The organism is Streptomyces fagopyri (assembly GCF_009498275.1).
Lineage (GTDB): Bacteria > Actinomycetota > Actinomycetes > Streptomycetales > Streptomycetaceae > Streptomyces > Streptomyces fagopyri.
The window spans coordinates 5,768,841-5,787,317 of sequence record NZ_CP045643.1 but is presented as its reverse complement, the minus strand read 5'-3'; the positions used below and the strand labels follow the sequence as shown (position 1 = coordinate 5,787,317).

Annotated in this window: 15 protein-coding genes; 10 read left to right on the top strand and 5 right to left on the bottom strand. The window is 68.4% G+C overall.

The genetic code is table 11. From position 1 onward, the window contains the following. Positions 1-231: 231 nt before the first annotated feature. The 4 genes from GFH48_RS24945 to GFH48_RS24930 all read right to left on the bottom strand — a co-directional run bounded on the left by GFH48_RS24945 (position 232) and on the right by GFH48_RS24930 (position 3,440). Positions 232-1,089, bottom strand: coding sequence for a fumarylacetoacetate hydrolase family protein (locus GFH48_RS24945; RefSeq protein WP_153290384.1), 858 nt, complete (start codon positions 1,087-1,089; stop codon positions 232-234). Positions 1,090-1,288: 199 nt separating this feature from the next. After that, positions 1,289-1,999: a YidC/Oxa1 family membrane protein insertase gene (locus GFH48_RS24940; RefSeq protein ID WP_153293095.1), complete on the bottom strand. Its 711-nt coding sequence runs from the start codon at positions 1,997-1,999 to the stop codon at positions 1,289-1,291. 132 nt (positions 2,000-2,131) lie between these two features. Next, the gene (locus tag GFH48_RS24935; protein WP_153290383.1) at positions 2,132-2,482 is read right to left on the bottom strand and encodes a DUF6412 domain-containing protein; all 351 of its coding nucleotides are present in this window, start codon (positions 2,480-2,482) and stop codon (positions 2,132-2,134) included. Between the two features lie 172 nt (positions 2,483-2,654). Further along, on the bottom strand, positions 2,655-3,440 hold the full coding sequence (locus GFH48_RS24930; protein ID WP_228120919.1) for a class E sortase: 786 nt from the start codon (positions 3,438-3,440) through the stop codon (positions 2,655-2,657). Positions 3,441-3,786: 346 nt separating this feature from the next. Here GFH48_RS24930 and GFH48_RS24925 point away from each other — a divergent pair, with 346 nt between their 5' ends. The 7 genes from GFH48_RS24925 to GFH48_RS24895 all read left to right on the top strand — a co-directional run bounded on the left by GFH48_RS24925 (position 3,787) and on the right by GFH48_RS24895 (position 13,528). After that, entirely contained in the window at positions 3,787-5,262 is a 1,476-nt protein-coding gene (locus GFH48_RS24925; protein WP_153290381.1) for a glycoside hydrolase, read from the top strand. Between the two features lie 124 nt (positions 5,263-5,386). Then, positions 5,387-6,406 carry an SEC-C domain-containing protein gene (locus tag GFH48_RS24920; protein ID WP_153290380.1) on the top strand — a complete coding sequence of 340 codons (1,020 nt, stop codon included), beginning with the start codon at positions 5,387-5,389 and terminating at the stop codon, positions 6,404-6,406. A gap of 177 nt (positions 6,407-6,583) precedes the next feature. Then, entirely contained in the window at positions 6,584-8,164 is a 1,581-nt protein-coding gene (locus GFH48_RS24915; protein ID WP_153290379.1) for an ATP-binding protein, read from the top strand. A 118-nt stretch (positions 8,165-8,282) separates the two neighbouring features. Then, the gene (locus GFH48_RS24910) at positions 8,283-11,225 is read left to right on the top strand and encodes a Z1 domain-containing protein (protein WP_153293094.1); all 2,943 of its coding nucleotides are present in this window, start codon (positions 8,283-8,285) and stop codon (positions 11,223-11,225) included. Between the two features lie 47 nt (positions 11,226-11,272). Further along, complete coding sequence (locus GFH48_RS24905; RefSeq protein WP_153290378.1) at positions 11,273-12,253, top strand: NaeI family type II restriction endonuclease; 981 nt, start codon at positions 11,273-11,275, stop codon at positions 12,251-12,253. A gap of 2 nt (positions 12,254-12,255) precedes the next feature. Next, positions 12,256-13,014 carry an NgoMIV family type II restriction endonuclease gene (locus GFH48_RS24900; RefSeq protein WP_153290377.1) on the top strand — a complete coding sequence of 253 codons (759 nt, stop codon included), beginning with the start codon at positions 12,256-12,258 and terminating at the stop codon, positions 13,012-13,014. A gap of 10 nt (positions 13,015-13,024) precedes the next feature. Then, positions 13,025-13,528, top strand: coding sequence for a very short patch repair endonuclease (locus tag GFH48_RS24895; protein ID WP_153290376.1), 504 nt, complete (start codon positions 13,025-13,027; stop codon positions 13,526-13,528). Here the strand turns inward: GFH48_RS24895 and GFH48_RS24890 are convergent. Then, a complete protein-coding gene (locus tag GFH48_RS24890) occupies positions 13,521-14,210 on the bottom strand; it encodes a hypothetical protein (protein ID WP_153290375.1) in 690 nt (229 codons plus the stop codon). The two genes, GFH48_RS24895 and GFH48_RS24890, sit on opposite strands and share 8 nt — an antisense overlap. A gap of 218 nt (positions 14,211-14,428) precedes the next feature. Between GFH48_RS24890 and GFH48_RS24885 the strand changes: the two genes are divergently transcribed. From GFH48_RS24885 to GFH48_RS24875, 3 genes are all read left to right on the top strand, one after another. Next, complete coding sequence (locus GFH48_RS24885; RefSeq protein WP_194280664.1) at positions 14,429-15,106, top strand: hypothetical protein; 678 nt, start codon at positions 14,429-14,431, stop codon at positions 15,104-15,106. A gap of 77 nt (positions 15,107-15,183) precedes the next feature. Continuing rightward, entirely contained in the window at positions 15,184-16,599 is a 1,416-nt protein-coding gene (locus tag GFH48_RS24880) for a ParB N-terminal domain-containing protein (protein ID WP_153290374.1), read from the top strand. Further along, a complete protein-coding gene (locus GFH48_RS24875) occupies positions 16,596-18,425 on the top strand; it encodes a DEAD/DEAH box helicase (protein ID WP_153290373.1) in 1,830 nt (609 codons plus the stop codon). Before GFH48_RS24880 ends, GFH48_RS24875 begins: the two co-directional genes overlap by 4 nt. Positions 18,426-18,477: the final 52 nt, after the last annotated feature.

Genomic DNA, 18,477 nt, shown 5'->3' with positions numbered 1-18,477 from the left:
CCTGTAAGGGGCGCAAGCTCCCAGGGCTCAGGGCCCCGTAAGGGGCGCGGGCTCCCGGGGCCACAAGCCCCGTAAGGGGCGCGGGGAACTGCGCGACCAGCCCCCACCCACCCGCACCCGAACCACCACCCCGGAGGGACCGGGGCGCAGCCCCGTCCCTCCAGGCGCGTGGGGAACCCCGCGCTCACCCCCGACGGACCCGCGCCTACCGCACCTCACCCCGCGGAGCACTCACGCCTCGCCGAAGACCTGCCGCTGACGCCCCAGCCCCTCGATCTCCAGCTCCACGACATCCCCCGCCCGCAGATACGGCTTCGGCTCCGGCTGCCCGAGCGCCACCCCCGCCGGCGTACCGGTGTTGATGACGTCACCCGGGTAGAGCGTCATGAATTGGCTCACGTAGCGGACCACTTCGGCGACCGGGAAGATCTGCTCGGCCGTCGTGCCGTCCTGCTTGAGGTCACCGTTGACCCACAGCTTCAGCGACAGGTCCTGCGGGTCCGGGACCTCGTCCGCGGTCACCAGCCACGGCCCGAGCGGATTGAACGTCTCGCAGTTCTTGCCCTTGTCCCAGGTGCCCCCGCGCTCGATCTGGAACTCGCGCTCGGAGACGTCGTGCGCGACCGCGTACCCGGCGACGTGCGCGAGCGCCTCCTCGTGGGACGACAGATAGCGGGCGGTACGTCCGATCACCACCGCCAGCTCCACCTCCCAGTCGGTCTTGACCGATCCGCGCGGTACGAGCACGGTGTCGTCCGGCCCGACGACCGTGTCCGCCGCCTTGAAGAAGATCACCGGCTCGGCGGGCGGCTCGGCCCCGGTCTCCCGGGCGTGGTCGTGGTAGTTCAGGCCGATGCAGACGACCTTGCCGATACGGGCGAGCGGCGGCCCGACCCGCAGCCCCGCCGCGACCAGCACGGGCAACTCCCCGGACTCGGCGGCCGTACGGATCCGGCCGAGCGCCGCGTCGTCGGCGAGCAGCGGCCCGTCGATGTCCGGGACGACACCCGACAGGTCCCGGAGGGTTCCCCCGGCGTCGAGCAGCGCGGGCCGCTCCGATCCCGCCGTACCGACTCGCAGCAGCTTCATGATCACAGTCTCCCTCGATCGCGGGCAGCCTCCGACGGGTGCAGCCATCGGAGGACTGGTCGATCCTCCAAGCTGCACGTCCAGTCCGCAAGACCCAGTTCACGGACTGGACCCCGCCGCCCGCCCCGCTGCCCCGGCCGGGCGGCGCCACCCCGCCCCCGCCGGACCGCGCTCGACAGCGCCGTCCGGCGGGCGCCCCTCAGGGGTACAGCACCGCCCGTTCCACCGCGCTCCACGTCGTACTGGTCACCACGTACAGCGCGGCGGCCAGCGGCACCAACGCCACGGTGACGAGCGTGAAGTAGGAGAGGAACGGCATGAACGCGCTGACCGCGCCGAGCCCGGGAATCTGCTGCTCCGCGCCCGCCTCCGGCAGCGCGGCCGCCGCCGTCCGCTTCGTACGCCGGTAGTTGAAGGTCGCGACCGCCGCGACCACCACGAACAGGGCCAGGTGGACGAGTCCCTGGGCCCCGAACACCCCGCCGTCCCCGAGCGCGTCGGCGTACCGGTGGCCGAGCGGCGCGCCGAACAGCCGGTGGTCCAGCAGCCCGTTGGGGTCGCCGCCGATCGTCGTGCTGGAGAACAGGTGGTAGAGGAGCACGAAGGCCGGTATCTGCAGAAGGCCGGGGAGGCAGCCGGCCAGCGGCGACACCTTCTCCCGGGCGTGCAGTTCCAGCAGCGCCTTCTGGTACTTCTCCGGGTCGCGGCCGTGCTTCTCGCGCAGTGCGGCGACGCGCGGGCGCAGCGCGGCGCGCGTCCGCTGTCCCCGGGCCGACGCCCGTGACAGGGGGTGCACGAGCAGCCGTACGAGCGCGGTGATCAGAACGATCGCGGCGGCGGCCGCGGAGGCGTGGAACAGCGGTTGCAGCAGGTCGGCGACCTGCTCGACCAGGGTCGCGAAAACGGACATGAGTGTGGACATGGAGGAGCCCTCCGAGGGTCTCGTCGTGCCGGAGTCGAAGCAGATGTCGGCATGACGACCCGCGTGGGCCACGTCGGTCGTACGGAAAAGCACAGAGCGTACGGAGGAGGGTGCCGTGGCCTACGCGGTGGTCGCCGGGAGGGCGGACCCCGGCGCCCGGGGGCGGCTGCGCCCCGCCGCGTCGGGATCGCGCTGCGGCAGGAAGGCCGTGCGGTGCTCGCGGTCGCGCAGGGCCGTGCGGACTCGCGTGGCCGGGACGACGGGCGCGCGGCGCGCGGCGAGGACGGCGCAGACCGCGAGGGCTGCGCCGGCCGCCGTGGTGGCGGTGAGGGCGACGGCGACGGCGGCCGGGAGACCGCCGGCGTCGAGCAGGACGACCTCGGCGAGGAGGAGGACGAGGGGCAGGGCGAGGGGCAGGGCGAGGCGGAACGACGCGGCGGGCCGGCGCACGGTCACCCGGCGACGGATCATCGGCCACTCCTCCTCTCGCACATCCACGGGTCCCGCCGGGTCGGGATCGAGTCCGGGCCCGGCACCCTTTCGACGTCCGGGAGGGGCCCGATGGTTCCGCGGGCGGCGCATTGACGTCTCCTGGCAGCGGCGCCTCTCCAGCGACCCTGGTCCTACGGGGACTTGACGGGGCTCACCGCGGCTTCATCGACCGCAGCCTCCCCCACACCACCAGGCGGTACGTGGAGGTGTACTCGGGGGTGCAGGTGGTGAGGGTGATGTAGTACCCCGGCTCGGTGTATCCGTAGGACGGCCGGACGGCGCTGCGCGGCACGCGGGCGATGACACCGCCGTCCCGCGCGGAGGTCCGCGGCAGTGTCCGGTCGACGACGTACGTGAAGACGGCGGCCGCCGTCTCGACGCGGACGGTGTCCCCGGGCCGCAACCGGTTGATGTACCGGAACGGTTCCCCATGGGTGTTCCGGTGCCCGGCGAGCGCGAAGTTCCCGGCCTGGCCCGGCTGTTGGGAGCCCTTGTAGTGCCCGACGTACCCCTTGTTGAGGACGTCCCGTTTGCTGACGCCCTCGGCGACGGGGACGCGCAGGCCGAGGCGGGGGATGGTGAGGACGGCGTACGCCTGGGACCGGCCGGGCGCGCCGGCGGGGGTGCCGACGGCCCCGGACCCCCGTTCACGGGCCGGGGACCGGGCGTTCCCCTCCCCGCCTCCGGCCCGCGTCCGCGCCCCCTCGGAGGGACCGGCCGGCCCCGCCGTCCCGGGCGCGCCCCACTGCCGTTCCAGCACCCGTACCTCGCGCGCGGCGCCGTGCTGGGCCTGCCGGTTGGTCCACCACAACTGGTGGACGACGAGGAGCAGGAGGACGACGCCGACGGTGACGAGGAGTTCGCCGCCGGTCCACAGGACGCGTCTGCGCAGGGCCCGACGCCGCAGAGTGCTGTGCCGCACCACGGGAACCCGCACGCGCGTCCTCCTCTCCCCCGGCCCGTACCGCCCGGTCCCGTGAGCCCGTCGCCCCTTGCCCGCCGACCGCCCGCGCCTGTCGCCCCTGGGCCGCCGCCCCTCGCCCGCCGCCCGTACCGGGGCCCGCACCATAAGGCGTGCCTCCTCAAGTCACCAGGCCCGTACGCCTCCGCCCCTCCGAACCGCTTCCTCCAGCCGTTTTGGGAAGGGGTGTCGCAACCCTCGACAACCTCACACGCCACACCCGATGCTTCCTGAGGACGTCGGCGGGGCCGGTGCCCCCAGCCGGACAGGCCAATGCCGCCCGTGCGAAAGGCGGTTGAGCGGTACGGAGAGGTGGAGAGCCGTGATCCGACGCAGAACACTGCTGGCCGCAGCGGGCGGTACGGTCCTCGGTGGCGCCCTGGCGACAGGAACCGCGCACGCCGACGCGACCATCGCCGTCAACCCCGCCACCACGTACGGGAGATGGGACGGCTGGGGCACCTCGCTCGCCTGGTGGGCGAACGTGTTCGGGGCCCGGGACGACTTCGCGGACCTCTTCTTCACCACCAGGCCGGTCACCTACGGCGGCGCCGCGCTGCCGGGCCTCGGCCTGAACATCGCCCGCTACAACCTCGGCGCCTGCAGCACGAACAGCGTGGGCGGCGAGCGCATGGCCGCCTCCGCCGGCATCCCGGCGTACAAGCAGATCGAGGGCTACTGGCAGGACTGGAACAACGAGGATCCGACGTCGTCGGCCTGGAAGTGGACGGCGGACGCGACCCAGCGCGCCGCCCTCACCAAGGCGACCGCGCGCGGCGCGACGAGCGAACTGTTCGCCAACTCCCCGATGTGGTGGATGTGTCTGAACCACAACCCGTCGGGCGCGTCCGGCGGCGGCAACAACCTCCAGTCCTGGAACTACCGCCAGCACGCCTCCCATCTGGCCGCGGTGGCGCTGTACGCGAGGAACAACTGGGGCGTGGACTTCTCGACGGTGGAGGCCTTCAACGAGCCGTCCTCCAACTGGTGGACGGCCACCGGCACCCAGGAGGGCTGCCACCTGGACGCGTCCGTCCAGTCCGCCGTCCTGCCCCACCTGCGCGCCGAACTCGACCGGCGCGGCCTCACGGGCACCAGGATCTCGGCGTCCGACGAGACGAGCTACGACCTGGCGCGCACCACCTGGAACTCCTTCGGCCCGACGACGAAGGCGCTGGTCGACCGCGTCAACGTGCACGGCTACCAGGGGTCGGGCGGCCGCCGCGACCTCCTCCACACGGACGCCGTGACCACCGGGGGCAAGGCCCTGTGGAACTCCGAGTACGGCGACGGCGACGGCACCGGCCTCACCCTGGCGAGCAACCTCCTGCTGGACTTCCGCTGGCTGCACCCGACCGCCTGGGTCTACTGGCAGGTCATGGACCCGACGGCGGGCTGGGGCATGATCAAGTACGACGCGGGCACCCTGACGCCCGGCGCGGTCGAGACGAAGCTCTACGTGATGGCCCAGTTCAGCCGACACATCCGCCCCGGAATGACGATCGTGGACACGGGCGTGGACTACGCGGTGGCGGCGTACGACGCGCCGGCCGGACGCCTGGTGATCGTCGCTGCGAACAGGTCCACGTCCGCCCAGACCCTGACCTTCGACCTCTCCCGCTTCACCACGGTGACCGGCTCCTCCGGCGGCCTGGTCCCCCGCTGGAACACCGTCACCGGCGGTGGCGGCGACCTCTACACCCCGCACTCGGACACACGCCTGAACGGAAAATCACTGAGCGTGCCGTTCGCCGCGGGAGCGGTGCAGACGCTGCAGATCGACGGCGTGGTGACCTGAGCCGGGCGGGGCGGTCGCACGCGCGTACCCCCCGGTCCCCCGGGGCGGGTATCGGCCGCCCGCGCTCACCCTCTGGCCAGCGGATCTCTCCATTTCGTAAGGCGACGGCAGTACGGTGTCCCCCATGCGCCCCGACACGCCTGCCGAGAACGTCGACCACACCGCCGAAGCCGCACGCCTGGAGCGGACCGCCGGCCTCTACCCCGAGGACGCCGAACACCTGCTCCTGCAGGCCGCGGCCCACCTCGAACTGGCCGGCGACCGCCCCGGCGCCAGCGCACTCTACGACCGCCTCCTGGCATCCTCGACGCCCCTGGAACACCCCCACCTGGTCCGTGCCCTGAAGGCGTCGAACCTGTGGGAGTACGGCCACGAGGCGGAAGCGCGCGCGATCATCGACGGAGTGCGCGCCGCGTCCCCGCGCGACCCCGCCCCCTGGGTGATCGTCGCGGAGGCGCTGGAGTCGCACGACGAGCTGGAGGCGGCGCAGGAGACGTTCACGGAGGGCGCGACGCTGCTCCTGACGGACGTGACGGACCCGCCGTACGCGACCCGTCCCATCCTCTACGGCCGCCACCGCGTCCGCCGCATGCTGGGCGTCGCCCACGACGACTGGGACGCCCTCGCGGACACCCTCCACTCGTCGCCCGTCTCCCTCGACGAACTCCACGACCCCAAGCGGGTGTGGTCCCTCGGCTCGGAGAACCCGGCGGAGCTCCAGGCGGAGATCAGCCGCCTGCGCGCGGAGCTGGGCGCCCACCGGGAGGCCCTCTCCCGCCCGTTCCCGGTCGCGGTCCTGCACTGGCCCGCCGACGAACTGGCGGAACTCCTGGCCGCGTATCCCTCCCTCACCGCGGAGTACCCGTCCCACGAGGAGCACCTGGCGACGATAGAGGCGTCCCTCCGCGAACTCTCCGCCTCCGGCACCCCGAACCTGGGCATCGTCACCGGCACGGTCCCCTCCTACGAGGCCTTCTCCGCCTCGGAGGCGTCGTCCCCGTCCGACACGACCCTGCTCCCGCAGTACGCGACGACCCTGGCGGCCCGGGGCCGCGCGATGGCGTGGCCGCCGCAGCGGGGAGTCGTCTGCTGGTGCGGGTCGGGGCGGGGGTATGGGGAGTGTCACGGGATCCAGAACGCTTGACACCGGCGACGTCACACCCCTTGAGGTTCGCCCCTGGAACACGTCCAGGGGCATCAGGCGCATTTCTTACGATCCCACTGTTCCTTCACAACTCGCGCGCGCTAACGTCACATGTGACCAGCTGAATCGGCCTGCCCCTGCACATCCCGGACAGGTCTCTGCCCGCGAGGAACACGCATGCCGCCCTACCAGCCTTCCTCGGACTGGCAGTTCGACGTACCCACCAGCGGGAGCAAGCGGCTCCCGCCCGCAGCCCGGTCGTTCGAATCCCTCGCGCACCAGGGCTACGGCTTCGAGGCGGCCGTCGCCGACCTGATCGACAACTCGATCGACGCGGGTGCCCACGACGTCGTCGTGAGCTTCCTGCGGGACACGGGCGAGCGCGGTGGCCGCGACCGCCTCGTCGGTCTGCTCGTCATCGACGACGGCCACGGCATGGACGAGGCCGGCCTGGACACGGCGATGACCGTCGGAGGGCGCGAGAACTACGCCGCCGGTGCCCTCGGACACTTCGGCGCGGGACTGAAGGCCGCCTCCCTCTCGCACGCCGACGCGCTCACCGTGATCAGCCGGACCAAGCGCAGCCCGTCGACCGGCCGTCGCTGGCTCACCGCCCGTGCGCAGGCCGACTTCACCTGCGACATCGTCGACGCGACGTACTGCCAGGACCTGGTCGACCGCTATGACGGGATCATCGGCTGGCACGGCACGATCGTCCGCTGGGACCAGGTCCGCCCGTTCGAGACCATCACCGCGGGTCAGACCGACCGCTATCTCAACGACGCGATCGACCGGCTCGAGACCCACCTCGGCCTCCACCTCCACCGCTTCCTCGCACGCGACGGCTTCCACATAGACATCGTCGTCGAGGACGTCCACACCCGGGAGGAGCTGGACCACCGGGGAGTCGAGCCCATCGACCCGTTCGGGTACCGGGTCCCCGGCCGCCCCGGCTATCCCCGTACGTACACCGCCCCTGTGGAGGGCCTCGGAGACGTCTCGTTCACGGCGCACATATGGCCGCCCAAGTCTCCGCTGGTCGCGTACCGCGGGATCGGCCCGCTCGCCGAACGCCAGGGCTTCTACCTCTACCGCAACAACCGGCTTGTCCAGGCAGGCGGCTGGAACGACACCCGCAGTCCGGAGGGCCACCTCGCCCTCGCCAGGATCGCCCTGGACCTGCCGTCCGAGCCCAACGACGTGTTCTCCCTGACCGTCAAGAAGGACGGTGTCCAGGTCACCCCGGCGTTCGCCCGCGGTCTGGAGAAGGCGGCGAACGCCGACACCGGCCACGCGTTCACCGACTACGTCCGGGACGCGGAGACGGCCTACCGCGAAGCCGCCAAGCGGCGTACCGAGGTCAAGCGCACCGCCGTCATTCCGCCCGGCAAGGGAATCGATCCCAAGCTGAAGCGGACGCTGCGCGACGAACTGCCCCAGCTGGAGGGCGACGACCCCATCACGTTCGTCTGGGCCCAACTCGACGTGCCGGCCGGCGTCGACTCCGCCGACCTCCTCTTCACGATCGACCACAAGGAGCGTCTCGTCGTCCTCAACAGCGACTACCGGCACGCCTTCAACGGCGGCCGGCGAGGAGGCTCCAACGACGCACCGGTCCTCAAGAGCCTTCTCTACCTGATGCTCAACGAGATCTTCCAGAAGGAGCGGGTCTGGGCCAACCAGACCGACAAGGTCGCCCTGTGGAACAGCGTTCTCGTCACCGCCGTACGAGCCGAACTCGCCCGCGTTGACGACTAGTCCACCGCTCACCCCGCGACTTCCCGCACACCAGAGAGGCCACCCGACCAACGTGACCGCCGAGAACACGCCCGCTCCCGACCGCCTCACCGACCTTCACGGCGAGGTGCTCGACGCGATGAGCCGACGCGGCCCCAAGCACTTCGCCAAGCTCGCCTTCGCGCTCGCCGACAGCGAAGAGCCGGCGGACACGGACGTGGCCGGATTCCACGAGCGCATCCTGGCCGCGGCCCCTGGGGACGACCTGCTCGCCGTCTGGCGCCGCAAGCTCACCGCCTGGGATTTCGAGCAGTCCCCCTCGTGGTCGGCCACGACGGCACGCACCCCCGAGCGGCGCGCCGAGGTCTACGACAATCTCGCGCTGGACACCGATCTCCGCAAGGCGTTCGATACTGCCGTCCCCGTCCACACCGAGCCTGGTCCCGTCACCATCAGCCGTGAGTTCCAGCCCTGGTACACCCGGGAACAGGCGGCGAACCGCGCCTTCTACTGGACGTCATACGAGCGTCTGCTGCGCCGCAAGGGCTGGGGCGACGCGGCCGTCTCCGGTCTGGACGAGGCCGCCCGCGCGGTCGTGGAGCGGCTGGCCGAGCCCACCCGTGACGACCCGTACGGCGCGCGCGGCCTGGTCGTCGGCTACGTGCAGTCCGGCAAGACCGCCAACTTCACCGGCGTCACGGCCAAGGCCATCGACGCCGGATACCGGCTGGTCATCGTGCTCGGCGGCACGCTGAACCTGCTGCGCGGCCAGACCCAGCGCCGGCTCGACATGGAACTGATCGGCCGGGAGAACATCCTCGGCGCCGCAGACCCGAACGACCCGGACGCCCTCGTCGGCATCGACTACCAGGACGACGAGGACTGGCCCGCCAAGTTCGTCTCCTTCGGCGCCCGCCCCTCCGACCTCGGCGCCTTCGACATCGAGCGTCTCACCTCCCGCGACCGTGACTACATGTCCCTGGAACGCGGGATCAGCGCGCTGGAGTTCGAGAAGCCCGACCGCACCCGCCCCCTGTACGACCCGGCGAACCTGCACGCGGCCCGCGCACGGATCATGGTCGTGAAGAAGAACAAGTCGGTGCTGGAGAAGCTGGTCAAGGACCTCAAGAAGATGGGTCCGATCCTCAGCGAGATCCCGGCCCTGATCATCGACGACGAGTCGGACCAGGCCTCCGTGAACACCACGGACCCCAAGAAGTGGGAGGACGGCAAGGTCACCCGCACGGCGATCAACGGCCAGATCAGCGCCCTGCTCAAGCTGCTTCCCCGCGCCCAGTACGTCGGCTACACCGCGACCCCGTTCGCCAACGTGTTCATCGACCCGGGCGACGAGGAGGACCTGTTCCCGCGCGACTTCCTGATCTCCCTGCCGCGGCCCGCCGCATACATGGGCGTTCAGGACTTCCATGACCTGGACACGATCGACGGCGGTGAAGGCGAAGCCGAGAAGAAGCACGTCCGAGACATCTGCGACTTCACGGGCACCCCTCTCATGGAGGCGGAGTCCACGGGCGACCGTCTCCAGGAGGCCATGGACGCCTTCGTCCTCACGGGCGCTCTGAAGCTCTACCGCGAAAAGCACAGCGTCCCCTCCGGCCCGTTCCGCCACCACACGATGCTCGTGCACGAATCCGTCCGCATGGCCGAGCACGCCGTGCTCGCCGAGCGCATCCGGACGATGTGGCGCAACGCCGCCTACACGGGCCCGGCGGGCCACACCCGCCTGGCGTCCCTCTTCGACAAGGACTTCCACACCTACGCGGACAGTTCCCTGCCCACACCCGAGACGTACGCGGACCTCAAGCCCTTCATCTCGGGATCCTGCCAACTGATCAATCGGGGCGGCAGCCCCGTCATCGTCGTCAACGGCGAGAGCGAGCGCGACTACGCCCAGCCCGACCTGGACTTCGACCGTACCCCGAACGTCTGGAAGATCCTGGTCGGCGGCACCAAGCTGTCCCGCGGGTTCACGGTCGAGGGCCTGACCATCACGTACTACCGCCGCACGACACAGCAGGCCGACACCCTGATGCAGATGGGCCGCTGGTTCGGCTTCCGCCCCGGCTACCGGGACCTGGTGCGGTTGTACATCGGCCGCGAGGAGCAGCTCGGCAAGGGGCGTAACGCGAAGACGGTCGACCTGTACGAGGCCTTCGAGGCGATCTGCCGGGACGAGGAGCTGTTCCGCGCCGAACTGGCCCGCTACGCCCCGCTGGTGGACGGCCGCCCCCAGGTCACCCCCGCCCAGATCCCGCCCCTGGTGGCCCAGCACCTGCCGTGGGTGAAGCCGTCGGCCCGGAACAAGATGTTCAACGCGGAGCTGGTGGAGGTGAGGTCGCCGGGCAAGCCGATCGAGCCGGCCGCTTATCCGCAGGACGCTGTACTGACCTCGCGCAACACCGAGCGCTGGAAGTCCGTCCTCGCGGCACTCAGCGGTACCTCAGCGACCTGCGTTCTGCGGCCGGACGAGACTTCGCCCCTGCCCCGCAGCTTCCAGGCGGCAACCACGGTCGTCCCGCACGCTCAGCTCCTTTCCGTTCTGAGCTCGCTGGAGTGGGAGGACGGAAACGTTCTCACCCCGCACCTGACCTACTTGTCCCAGCTTGACGGCCGCCTGGCCAAGGTTGACGACTGGCTGGTCATCGCTCCGCAGCGAACACAACGCAACCGGATCGAGGCGACCGTGCTGGGACAGGGACCGTTCTCCCTGTCCCGCCGAAGCCGCCAGTCCGGAAAGCAGTCCTTCGGCCGTATCTCGGGCCTGGAACATCGTCTGTTCGCCCAGCAGCTGATCGAACTGCCTGACTCGGCCTCCACGGGCAGCAGTTTCCCCGCACTAGGAGCAACGCGGGGCGTAGTGCTCCTGTATCCCGTCGTAGAGGCCGCCCAGGACGATGAGGTCAAAGCCGTAGCCACGACGGGCGCTGCGGCAACTGACCGCGTCATCATGGCGTTTACCGTGATTCCACCGAAGGCAGCCATCGACACGAAGAAACTGCTTGTGCGCTTCCAAACCAAGGACTCCGCTCGTCCAGACGCGGTTATCGTCAACGCGGACTAAGGCGCGAGGGCTCCGCACGCTGCGGATCACTCACCAACGGGGAGAACATGCTTCCTTTCGAAGAGGCCGACATCAAGACCGCCGTTTCGGTCGCTCTACCGAACTTGGCGGCCGGGGTGGACCCTGAACTGGACCGGGTCTACGACCGCATCATGGCGCAGGACCCCACGGGCCGCCGGTTTGCCAGGGTCCTCCGCGACACCATCGACCAGCTGCTCAACGGCGAGGTGACCGGACGCTACGACTGGAAGGCGCTCTTCAAGACCGAGAAGACCCACGCGGGAACTCTCGTGGAGATCAATCTCCAGCGTGAGTTCAGGTTCGCCGACGGCGACGCCATGGACTACCAGATCGCCGACGTCGACGTGGACTGCAAGTACTCCCAGCAGTTCGGCGGCTGGATGATTCCTCCCGAGGCGATGGACCACCTCTGCCTGCTGGCTTGGGCGGATGACTACAAGTCCCTCTGGAGCATCGGGCTTGTCCGGATACGTCACGAGTGGCTGAACACGGGGAACAACCGTGACCTCAAGCTCACGATCAAGGCTGAACACCGCGACAAGATCCGGTGGTTGTGGCGGGATGAAGCCCTTCCCGAGAACGTACTCCTCCACATGGACACCGCGGACCGGGCCGCCGTGTTCGCGTCGGACTCAGGCCAACGCCGCTTGAACGAACTCTTCCGGCGCGCCCAGAAGCGCCGAATCGGCCGCAACGTGGTGCGCACCGTGGCCCAGCAGAAGGACTACATGAAGCGAGTCCGCGGCAATGGCGGCAGCCGGTCGGCGCTGAGGCCAGAGGGCATCCTCATCATGGGTGACTACGCCAGTCATCGCGAGATCGCCGCCCAGCTGGGGCTCCCTCTCCCCGAGGAAGGCGAGTTCGTCAGCGCCCGAGTGGTGAGCGCGCGGGCCCATCACCAGGATGCCCCCGTGGCCGTCCTGGACGGCAAGCAATGGGTTCTCGCCCAGTCAGACAACCCCGTTGAATCCGCGCCGCCCTTGCCTTCACACACCAGACAGGACTGACGATGCACGCGCCCTTCGCGACCCGCCTCCTTGGCTGGAAGAAGCTGGAGAGGACCGGGAAACTCGTCCCGAACACCGCTGACTCCGACAGCAATGCATCAAAGTTGCTCGCAGGACACATGCTTGAGGCGTTGGGGGTCGAGCCCGGTGCGGTGCTTCCCGATACCCCCGAGAGTCTTGGCCCCGCACTGGAGCACGCCGTTTGCGATCACCTGAAAACGGCGCAGCCCCTCCTGGACCCGGAGCGCTCATGGCACGTGGATCACAAGCAGAAAGTGGCCGCCTTCGCACAGTATGAGCATTTGCACAGAGTCGCCGAAGCGGTCCGCAAGAACGCCACCCTTCGTGTCGACCTGGGCCGCGATTACCTCATCAAACCTGATGTGACCATAGGCGTGACGAGCCCCGCGGCCGATGCTGCGTCCCGCCGCCATCTGCATGCTGCAGTATCCTGCAAATGGACAATCAGGTCAGATCGCGTGCAAAACGTGCGTCACGAGTTCCTTCAAATGATCAGGCACCGGCGCGGACGGCTGCCGCACCTGGTGGTGGTGACCGCGGAACCGATGCCCAGCCGGATCGCCTCGATCGCACGGGGGACTGGGGAAGCCGATGCCATTTATCACGTAGCCCTCGACGCCCTGAAGGCCGCGGTTGCCGCTGTCGGCAGCAGCAAACAGAAGGACGACCTCGACGAGATCATCGAACAAGGCCGCCTACTTCCTTACGGAACACTGCCACCAACTCTGTCCACCTGGTAAATCACCGCAGATGACAACTCACGACTCAGAACCAGATCCGTCAGGGATCACCTGGGTGCCGCCCGAGGGTTCCTGGGCTTCGTCCGCCGCGCGCCGCCGCAACATGCAGGCGATCCGGAGCCGGGACACCACTCCGGAGCGGCTTATCCGCCGGCTGGTGCACGCTCAAGGCCTGCGCTACCGAGTCGCGGCTCGCCCGCTGCCCGACCTTCGCCGCACCGCCGACATGGTCTTCCGGCCCGCGAAAGTAGCCGTTTTCGTCGACGGGTGCTACTGGCACGGCTGTCCTGAGCATTACGTTTCACCGAAGACCAATCCCGGCTACTGGTCCGACAAAGTCGCCCGGAACATGGCCCGCGACCGCGATACAAACGAGCGCTTGCGGGCAGCCGGCTGGCTTGTCCTGCGCTTCTGGGAACACGAGCCAGCGGAAGAATGCGGTGAAGCGATCCGCCAAGCGGTGGTATCCAGGCGTCCGGCCTCCCCCGCCAGCAAAGCGGACGCTCCTACATAGCCAGGAACATCCCGAGTGCGCGCTGGGCCATGGCGTTGTCTTCGATCCTCATGAACTCATAAGCAATCTCCGCAAGCTGGCGCCCATCACGTCCGGTCTGCGCGTACCGGAGAATCACGTCCGCCTCAGAACCCAGCCCGCATGCCCTGCACGCGGCCACCGCGTGAGCCACCTCCGTCGGCTCGCCCACCACACCGACGTGCCGCAGGATGCCGGCAACATCCTCGGCCCTTCTGTTCTGCTTCATGTCCAACAGGGTCAGCGCGGTGGGCCACTGCCCCTTCCCGTGTTGCCGGTCCCCTTGCGCTGAGGGGACCGGCAACACGGGGCGCTGGCAGCTCATGCACAAAGCCGCCGGCGGTTCGCATGCCTTCGCCCAGAGGTCCTCAAGCTCTTCCCAGGTGACCGGCATGGAGGCGTCGCTCGTCTGCGCGGCCGTCTCCGCCAGTTCGTAGAGCGCCCGGATCACCTCGCGCTTCGGCTTGTGGATGCGCGCGTTGAGCAAGTCGGAGAGTGCACTCGCCGAGGTGTCGCAGCCGAAGTCGCGCCGAGTCAGCTCGGCATGCGTCTGCCTCAGCGACAGGCCGACCACCTTCATCAAGGTGCGCAAGACCCTGGCCAGGGCCTTTCTCTCCTCCGGTATTCCGGCATCCAGTTCCCTGAAGCGACCCGATCGCGGCACGCCAGCTCCTTCTGTCCCACCCCACCACAGCTTTTGACGACAGTGTGCCTCCAACCACCCCCAATCGACCTGTCAACTGTGTCCGGATACTCATCTGGACACTCAGCCACTTCTCTTTCAGGCGGACTTGATGTTCCGTTGTGCTCAGCGGGCCATTGTCAGGCGCCAACTGTCCTGACATGCAGTCGGGCTGGCCCGCTCAGCGCTGCGAGGTGGAGATGAGCACGGCCTTGCCTTCATGGCAGGACAGCAAACTGGGCACGATGAAGCGCGCCGCTCTCTGGCTCGTCCAGGTGGTCGGCGAGGGGAACGTCTTCACCAAGACGGAGCTCCGCGACGCCTTTCCGGACGTGGCACAGATCGACCGTCGCATGCGGGACCTCCGCGACTTCGGGTGGAAGATCGACACCAAGCGCGAGGACATCGACCTCGACGCCAACGAACAGCGTTACGTCCAGCGCGGCGAAGCCGTCTGGGAGCCGGGGCGCGGCACTCGTCCGAAGACCGCGATCACGGTGAACCAGCGCCGGGAGCTGCTGGCCGCCTATGGCCACAAGTGCAGCTCGTGTGGTGCCACCCCCGGAGACAAATACACCGACTCGGAAATCACAGCCCAGCTCGACGTGGCCAAGCGTGAAGTCCGGCTGCCGAACGGCACGAAGGCTCAGCAGTACGTCGTCGAGTGCAACCGCTGCCGTGTCGGCGGGATCGGTTCCACGTACGACGTGCCGGCGTTGCTCTCCGAGGCTGTATCGCTGCCCTCCCTCGAACTCGACATCCTGAAGACCTGGATCAAGCAGGACGCCCGGACCTTCAGCGCTGTCGAAGACCTCTGGGCCAAGTACCGCGCCCTGCCGGCCGATGCACGCGACTTCTTCCGCGACGGTCTGAAGTAAACGCCCGATAGGGGCGGGCCGACCATTGGCACGCCTCCATCAGTCCCCAGAACTCAATCCAGTTACGAGAGGTACCCATGCCGACGGACTTCGGCTTCCCGCCGACTGCGGAGGAGAACCGCGCCCTGGTCGAGCAGCGGCTTCAGGACGCGCGCACGGGCGACGCCGTGCCTGAGACACTCCGTGTTGAGTTCCGGGGCCGGCCGATCCACGTCGAGGTCATCGACATGGACGTGGACCGGCTCTACTACAACCCCGCTACACACAGAGTCAGCGCTCAGCGCGCCCACGACCCCTTGCGGGAAAAGGAATTGGCGAAGGACGCATGGTCCGACGCCGGCCAGAGCTATCTGCACGATCTGCTGATGGCGAAGCCGTCTGACCCGCACCAGCGCGACCCGGATTTCGACAAGCTGATGGAGAGTCTGCGCGAACACCGGCAGAACGAGCCGGGACTCATCTCTCGTGAAGGCGTTCTCGTCAACGGAAACACCCGCCGGGCCGCTCTTAAGAAGCTGGGCGTCCGGACCATCCGCGTAGGTGTACTCCCCGCCAGCTGCACCTGGGACGACATCCTCACAGTCGAACTGTCGCTGCAGCTCAGGCCCGACCGTCGGCGCGAGTACTCCTACATCAACCGTCTCATGGCCGTTGAGGAGCAGATCCAGCTGGGGCTTCCCCTCGCCGCAATCTCCAAGCTGTTCCACACCACGACACCGGCGCTGGAACGTGATACCTGGGTCCTCGGACAGTTGCGTGACCTGGAGAAGCGTAGCGAGCACGGACGCAACAAACTGCGCCTGATGGACTTCGAGGACGCCCAGGAGCGCTTCGCCGAGCTGTACCGCGTCTACGTGAAGGAGAAGGCCAGGAACAAGGAGAAGGCCAACACGCTTCTTGAGTACCGTCTGGCCGCGATCGTTCTCGACATCGCCAAGACTGACATTCGGGCCATCCATACCGATTTTCGCGAGAAGTTTCTGGAGCATCGCCTGCCCGAGCGATCTCGAGCCGTGGAACCTGAGCCCCCGAAGGCGGTTTCCATCCCGGGCCTCAACCGTTCCGTTCCAGCCCCGAGTTCTGAAACGGCGCAGGCGCGCGCCCTCACGGACACGCTGCTCAGAGCCAAGGCTACGCAGAAGTCCGCGGCCACCGCGACGCCCGAGGAGATCACTGACGCCAACCAGTCGGTGAGCGTTTTGGGGACTGCGTTCGGCGAGTCGGTCCGGGCCGCTGTTGACGAGAGCCGCAAGCAGAGGAAGCGCCTTGCCGCTCCCGACCGGATCACCGCGGCAGTCGACGATCTTCAGCAGTGTGTGACCGACCTGGTGATGGCCCGCGGAAACAACAGCCTGGACGAGGGCGCTTTCGACGACGCTCTGATCACGCTCCGCCAAGCACTGACGAAGGTGTCAGCCGAGGCTTCAAGGAGCATCCAGCTTCCGGGGGAGGGCCTGACCTGGCTGCGTGAGGCCGTGGCAGGCCAGCAATGACACGCCCTGACAGCCCGTCTCTGCGCATCACGTTCGACGTCACAAGGACACGGGCTGTACTCCGGGCCAGGCCAGGCCTGGAAGGAGATTTCGGCATGCTGGCCACGCGGGTGACTCCGGGCGGCCAGCTGGGCCCGCTGACGTCGGAGACCGACATGGACAGCTTCCTGTCCGTCATCGGCGAACTGGCGGGCTGGCCCCACACTGACGTTGAGTGGGAACCCGAGCTGGCCAGCCTGGTCACCGGCGTTCTTGATGACTCTGAGACCGTGCAGTACCGGCTTGGCTCACCGTCTGCCGAGTCCCAGTCAGCGCCGCTCGCGTCGGAAGATCTCCACACGCTGCTTGGCGCGGGCTGGCAGGCAGACCTGACGTCATTCCAGCTCCGGGATATCGGGGAGCTGCTGTCCCTGGGCCATGGCGCGAACTTCAGCGTTCCTGGAGCCGGCAAGACCCGCACGACTCTCGCCGTGTTCAGCGCACTGCGGGAGCGGGGCGAGGTCCGGCGTCTGCTCGTCATCTGCCCCAAGGCGGCGTATGAGGCCTGGCGCTTCGAAGGGGACGTCTGTTTCAAGGAACCGCTGCGAACTTCCGTAATGGACAACGGATCTCTGGATCCCGAAGCTGATGTCGTCCTGGTCAACTATGAGCGGCTGTCCGGCTCTGTCAGCCGACTGTCGGAGTGGCTGCGCACGGCTCCGGCCATGTTCGTGCTTGACGAGGCGCACCGCATGAAACTCGGAGCGCGCGGCACTTACGGCTCTGCCTGTCTCTCGCTCGGGCCACTGGCCCGGCGGCGTCTCATCCTCACCGGGACGCCAGCCCCCAACAGCGCCCGGGATCTGGAAAACCTGCTCTCGTTCGTGTGGCCGGGACACGGGAAACAGCTCGTGGTCGAGGCGGTCAACGGTGGTGACCTCGCTTACGCGAGCCGGGCTCTGCGCCCGCTGTTCACCCGTACGACAAAGAAGGAACTGGGCCTCCCGCCCTTCGAACCCGTGGTCCGGTATGTCGACCTTCCTCCGCTGCACCGCGAGCTGTACAGCGCTCTCAAGGGGGACCCGTCCGCTCGGCGGGGTGATCTGGCCTCTCTCGGCAAGGCGGCGATGCGCCTGCTGATGGCCGCGATCAGCCCCTCGCTGCTGGCCCCGAGTGAAAACCCCTACGATCCACTCGCCTTTCAGCTGCCAGCGATTGATGTCCCTGACAGCGACTCTTTGCAGACGCTGCTGCGGCGGCTTCCTCGGCATGAACTCTCACCGAAGTACGCGGAGACTGTTCGCATCGTCGCGAGGAACGCACAAGACGGACGTAAGACACTGGTGTGGACCGGGTTCATCCGAAGCCAGAAAACCCTGGAGGAGCTGCTGGCACCCCATGCCCCGGCTTCCATTTACGGCGCCACCTCGGGCCCGGACCGGGAAGCTGAGCTCAGCCGCTTCCGTGAGGACCCCTCGTGCATGGTCCTGATCTCCAACCCGGCGACCCTGGGTGAGGGGATCAGCCTTCACCAGGTCTGCCATGACGCCGTGTACGTGGACCGCGACTTCATGGCTGGCCGCTTCCTCCAGAGCCTTGACCGCATTCACCGGCTGGGGCTGCCTCCAGGTACCGAGACGCGCGTGACCGTGCTGGCGGCCCGGGGCACGATCGACGAAATCGTGGCCGTGCGCCTCGAAAAGAAGCTGCACTTCCTGGGCAGCGTGCTCGATGACCCGGCGGTGCGCCAGCTAGGCGACCTCCAAGAGGAGGAGACCACGGGCTTGGGCATGGATGCCGATGACATCCATGCCCTACTCGCACACTTGAACAGCCGACTGCCCTGAAGGACGGCCAAGCTGCGACACCGCTTACGTGCGCCGCAGCTCAGCCGTCCTC

Coding starts and splice junctions, on each gene's coding strand:
- GFH48_RS24945 (WP_153290384.1), bottom strand. CDS start 1,089: ATGAAGCTGCTGCGAGTCGGTACGGCGGGATCGGAGCGGCCCGCGCTG.
- GFH48_RS24940 (WP_153293095.1), bottom strand. CDS start 1,999: ATGTCCGTTTTCGCGACCCTGGTCGAGCAGGTCGCCGACCTGCTGCAA.
- GFH48_RS24935 (WP_153290383.1), bottom strand. CDS start 2,482: ATGATCCGTCGCCGGGTGACCGTGCGCCGGCCCGCCGCGTCGTTCCGC.
- GFH48_RS24920 (WP_153290380.1), top strand. CDS start 5,387: ATGCGCCCCGACACGCCTGCCGAGAACGTCGACCACACCGCCGAAGCC.
- GFH48_RS24915 (WP_153290379.1), top strand. CDS start 6,584: ATGCCGCCCTACCAGCCTTCCTCGGACTGGCAGTTCGACGTACCCACC.
- GFH48_RS24910 (WP_153293094.1), top strand. CDS start 8,283: ATGAGCCGACGCGGCCCCAAGCACTTCGCCAAGCTCGCCTTCGCGCTC.
- GFH48_RS24905 (WP_153290378.1), top strand. CDS start 11,273: ATGCTTCCTTTCGAAGAGGCCGACATCAAGACCGCCGTTTCGGTCGCT.
- GFH48_RS24900 (WP_153290377.1), top strand. CDS start 12,256: ATGCACGCGCCCTTCGCGACCCGCCTCCTTGGCTGGAAGAAGCTGGAG.
- GFH48_RS24895 (WP_153290376.1), top strand. CDS start 13,025: ATGACAACTCACGACTCAGAACCAGATCCGTCAGGGATCACCTGGGTG.
- GFH48_RS24885 (WP_194280664.1), top strand. CDS start 14,429: ATGAGCACGGCCTTGCCTTCATGGCAGGACAGCAAACTGGGCACGATG.
- GFH48_RS24880 (WP_153290374.1), top strand. CDS start 15,184: ATGCCGACGGACTTCGGCTTCCCGCCGACTGCGGAGGAGAACCGCGCC.
- GFH48_RS24875 (WP_153290373.1), top strand. CDS start 16,596: ATGACACGCCCTGACAGCCCGTCTCTGCGCATCACGTTCGACGTCACA.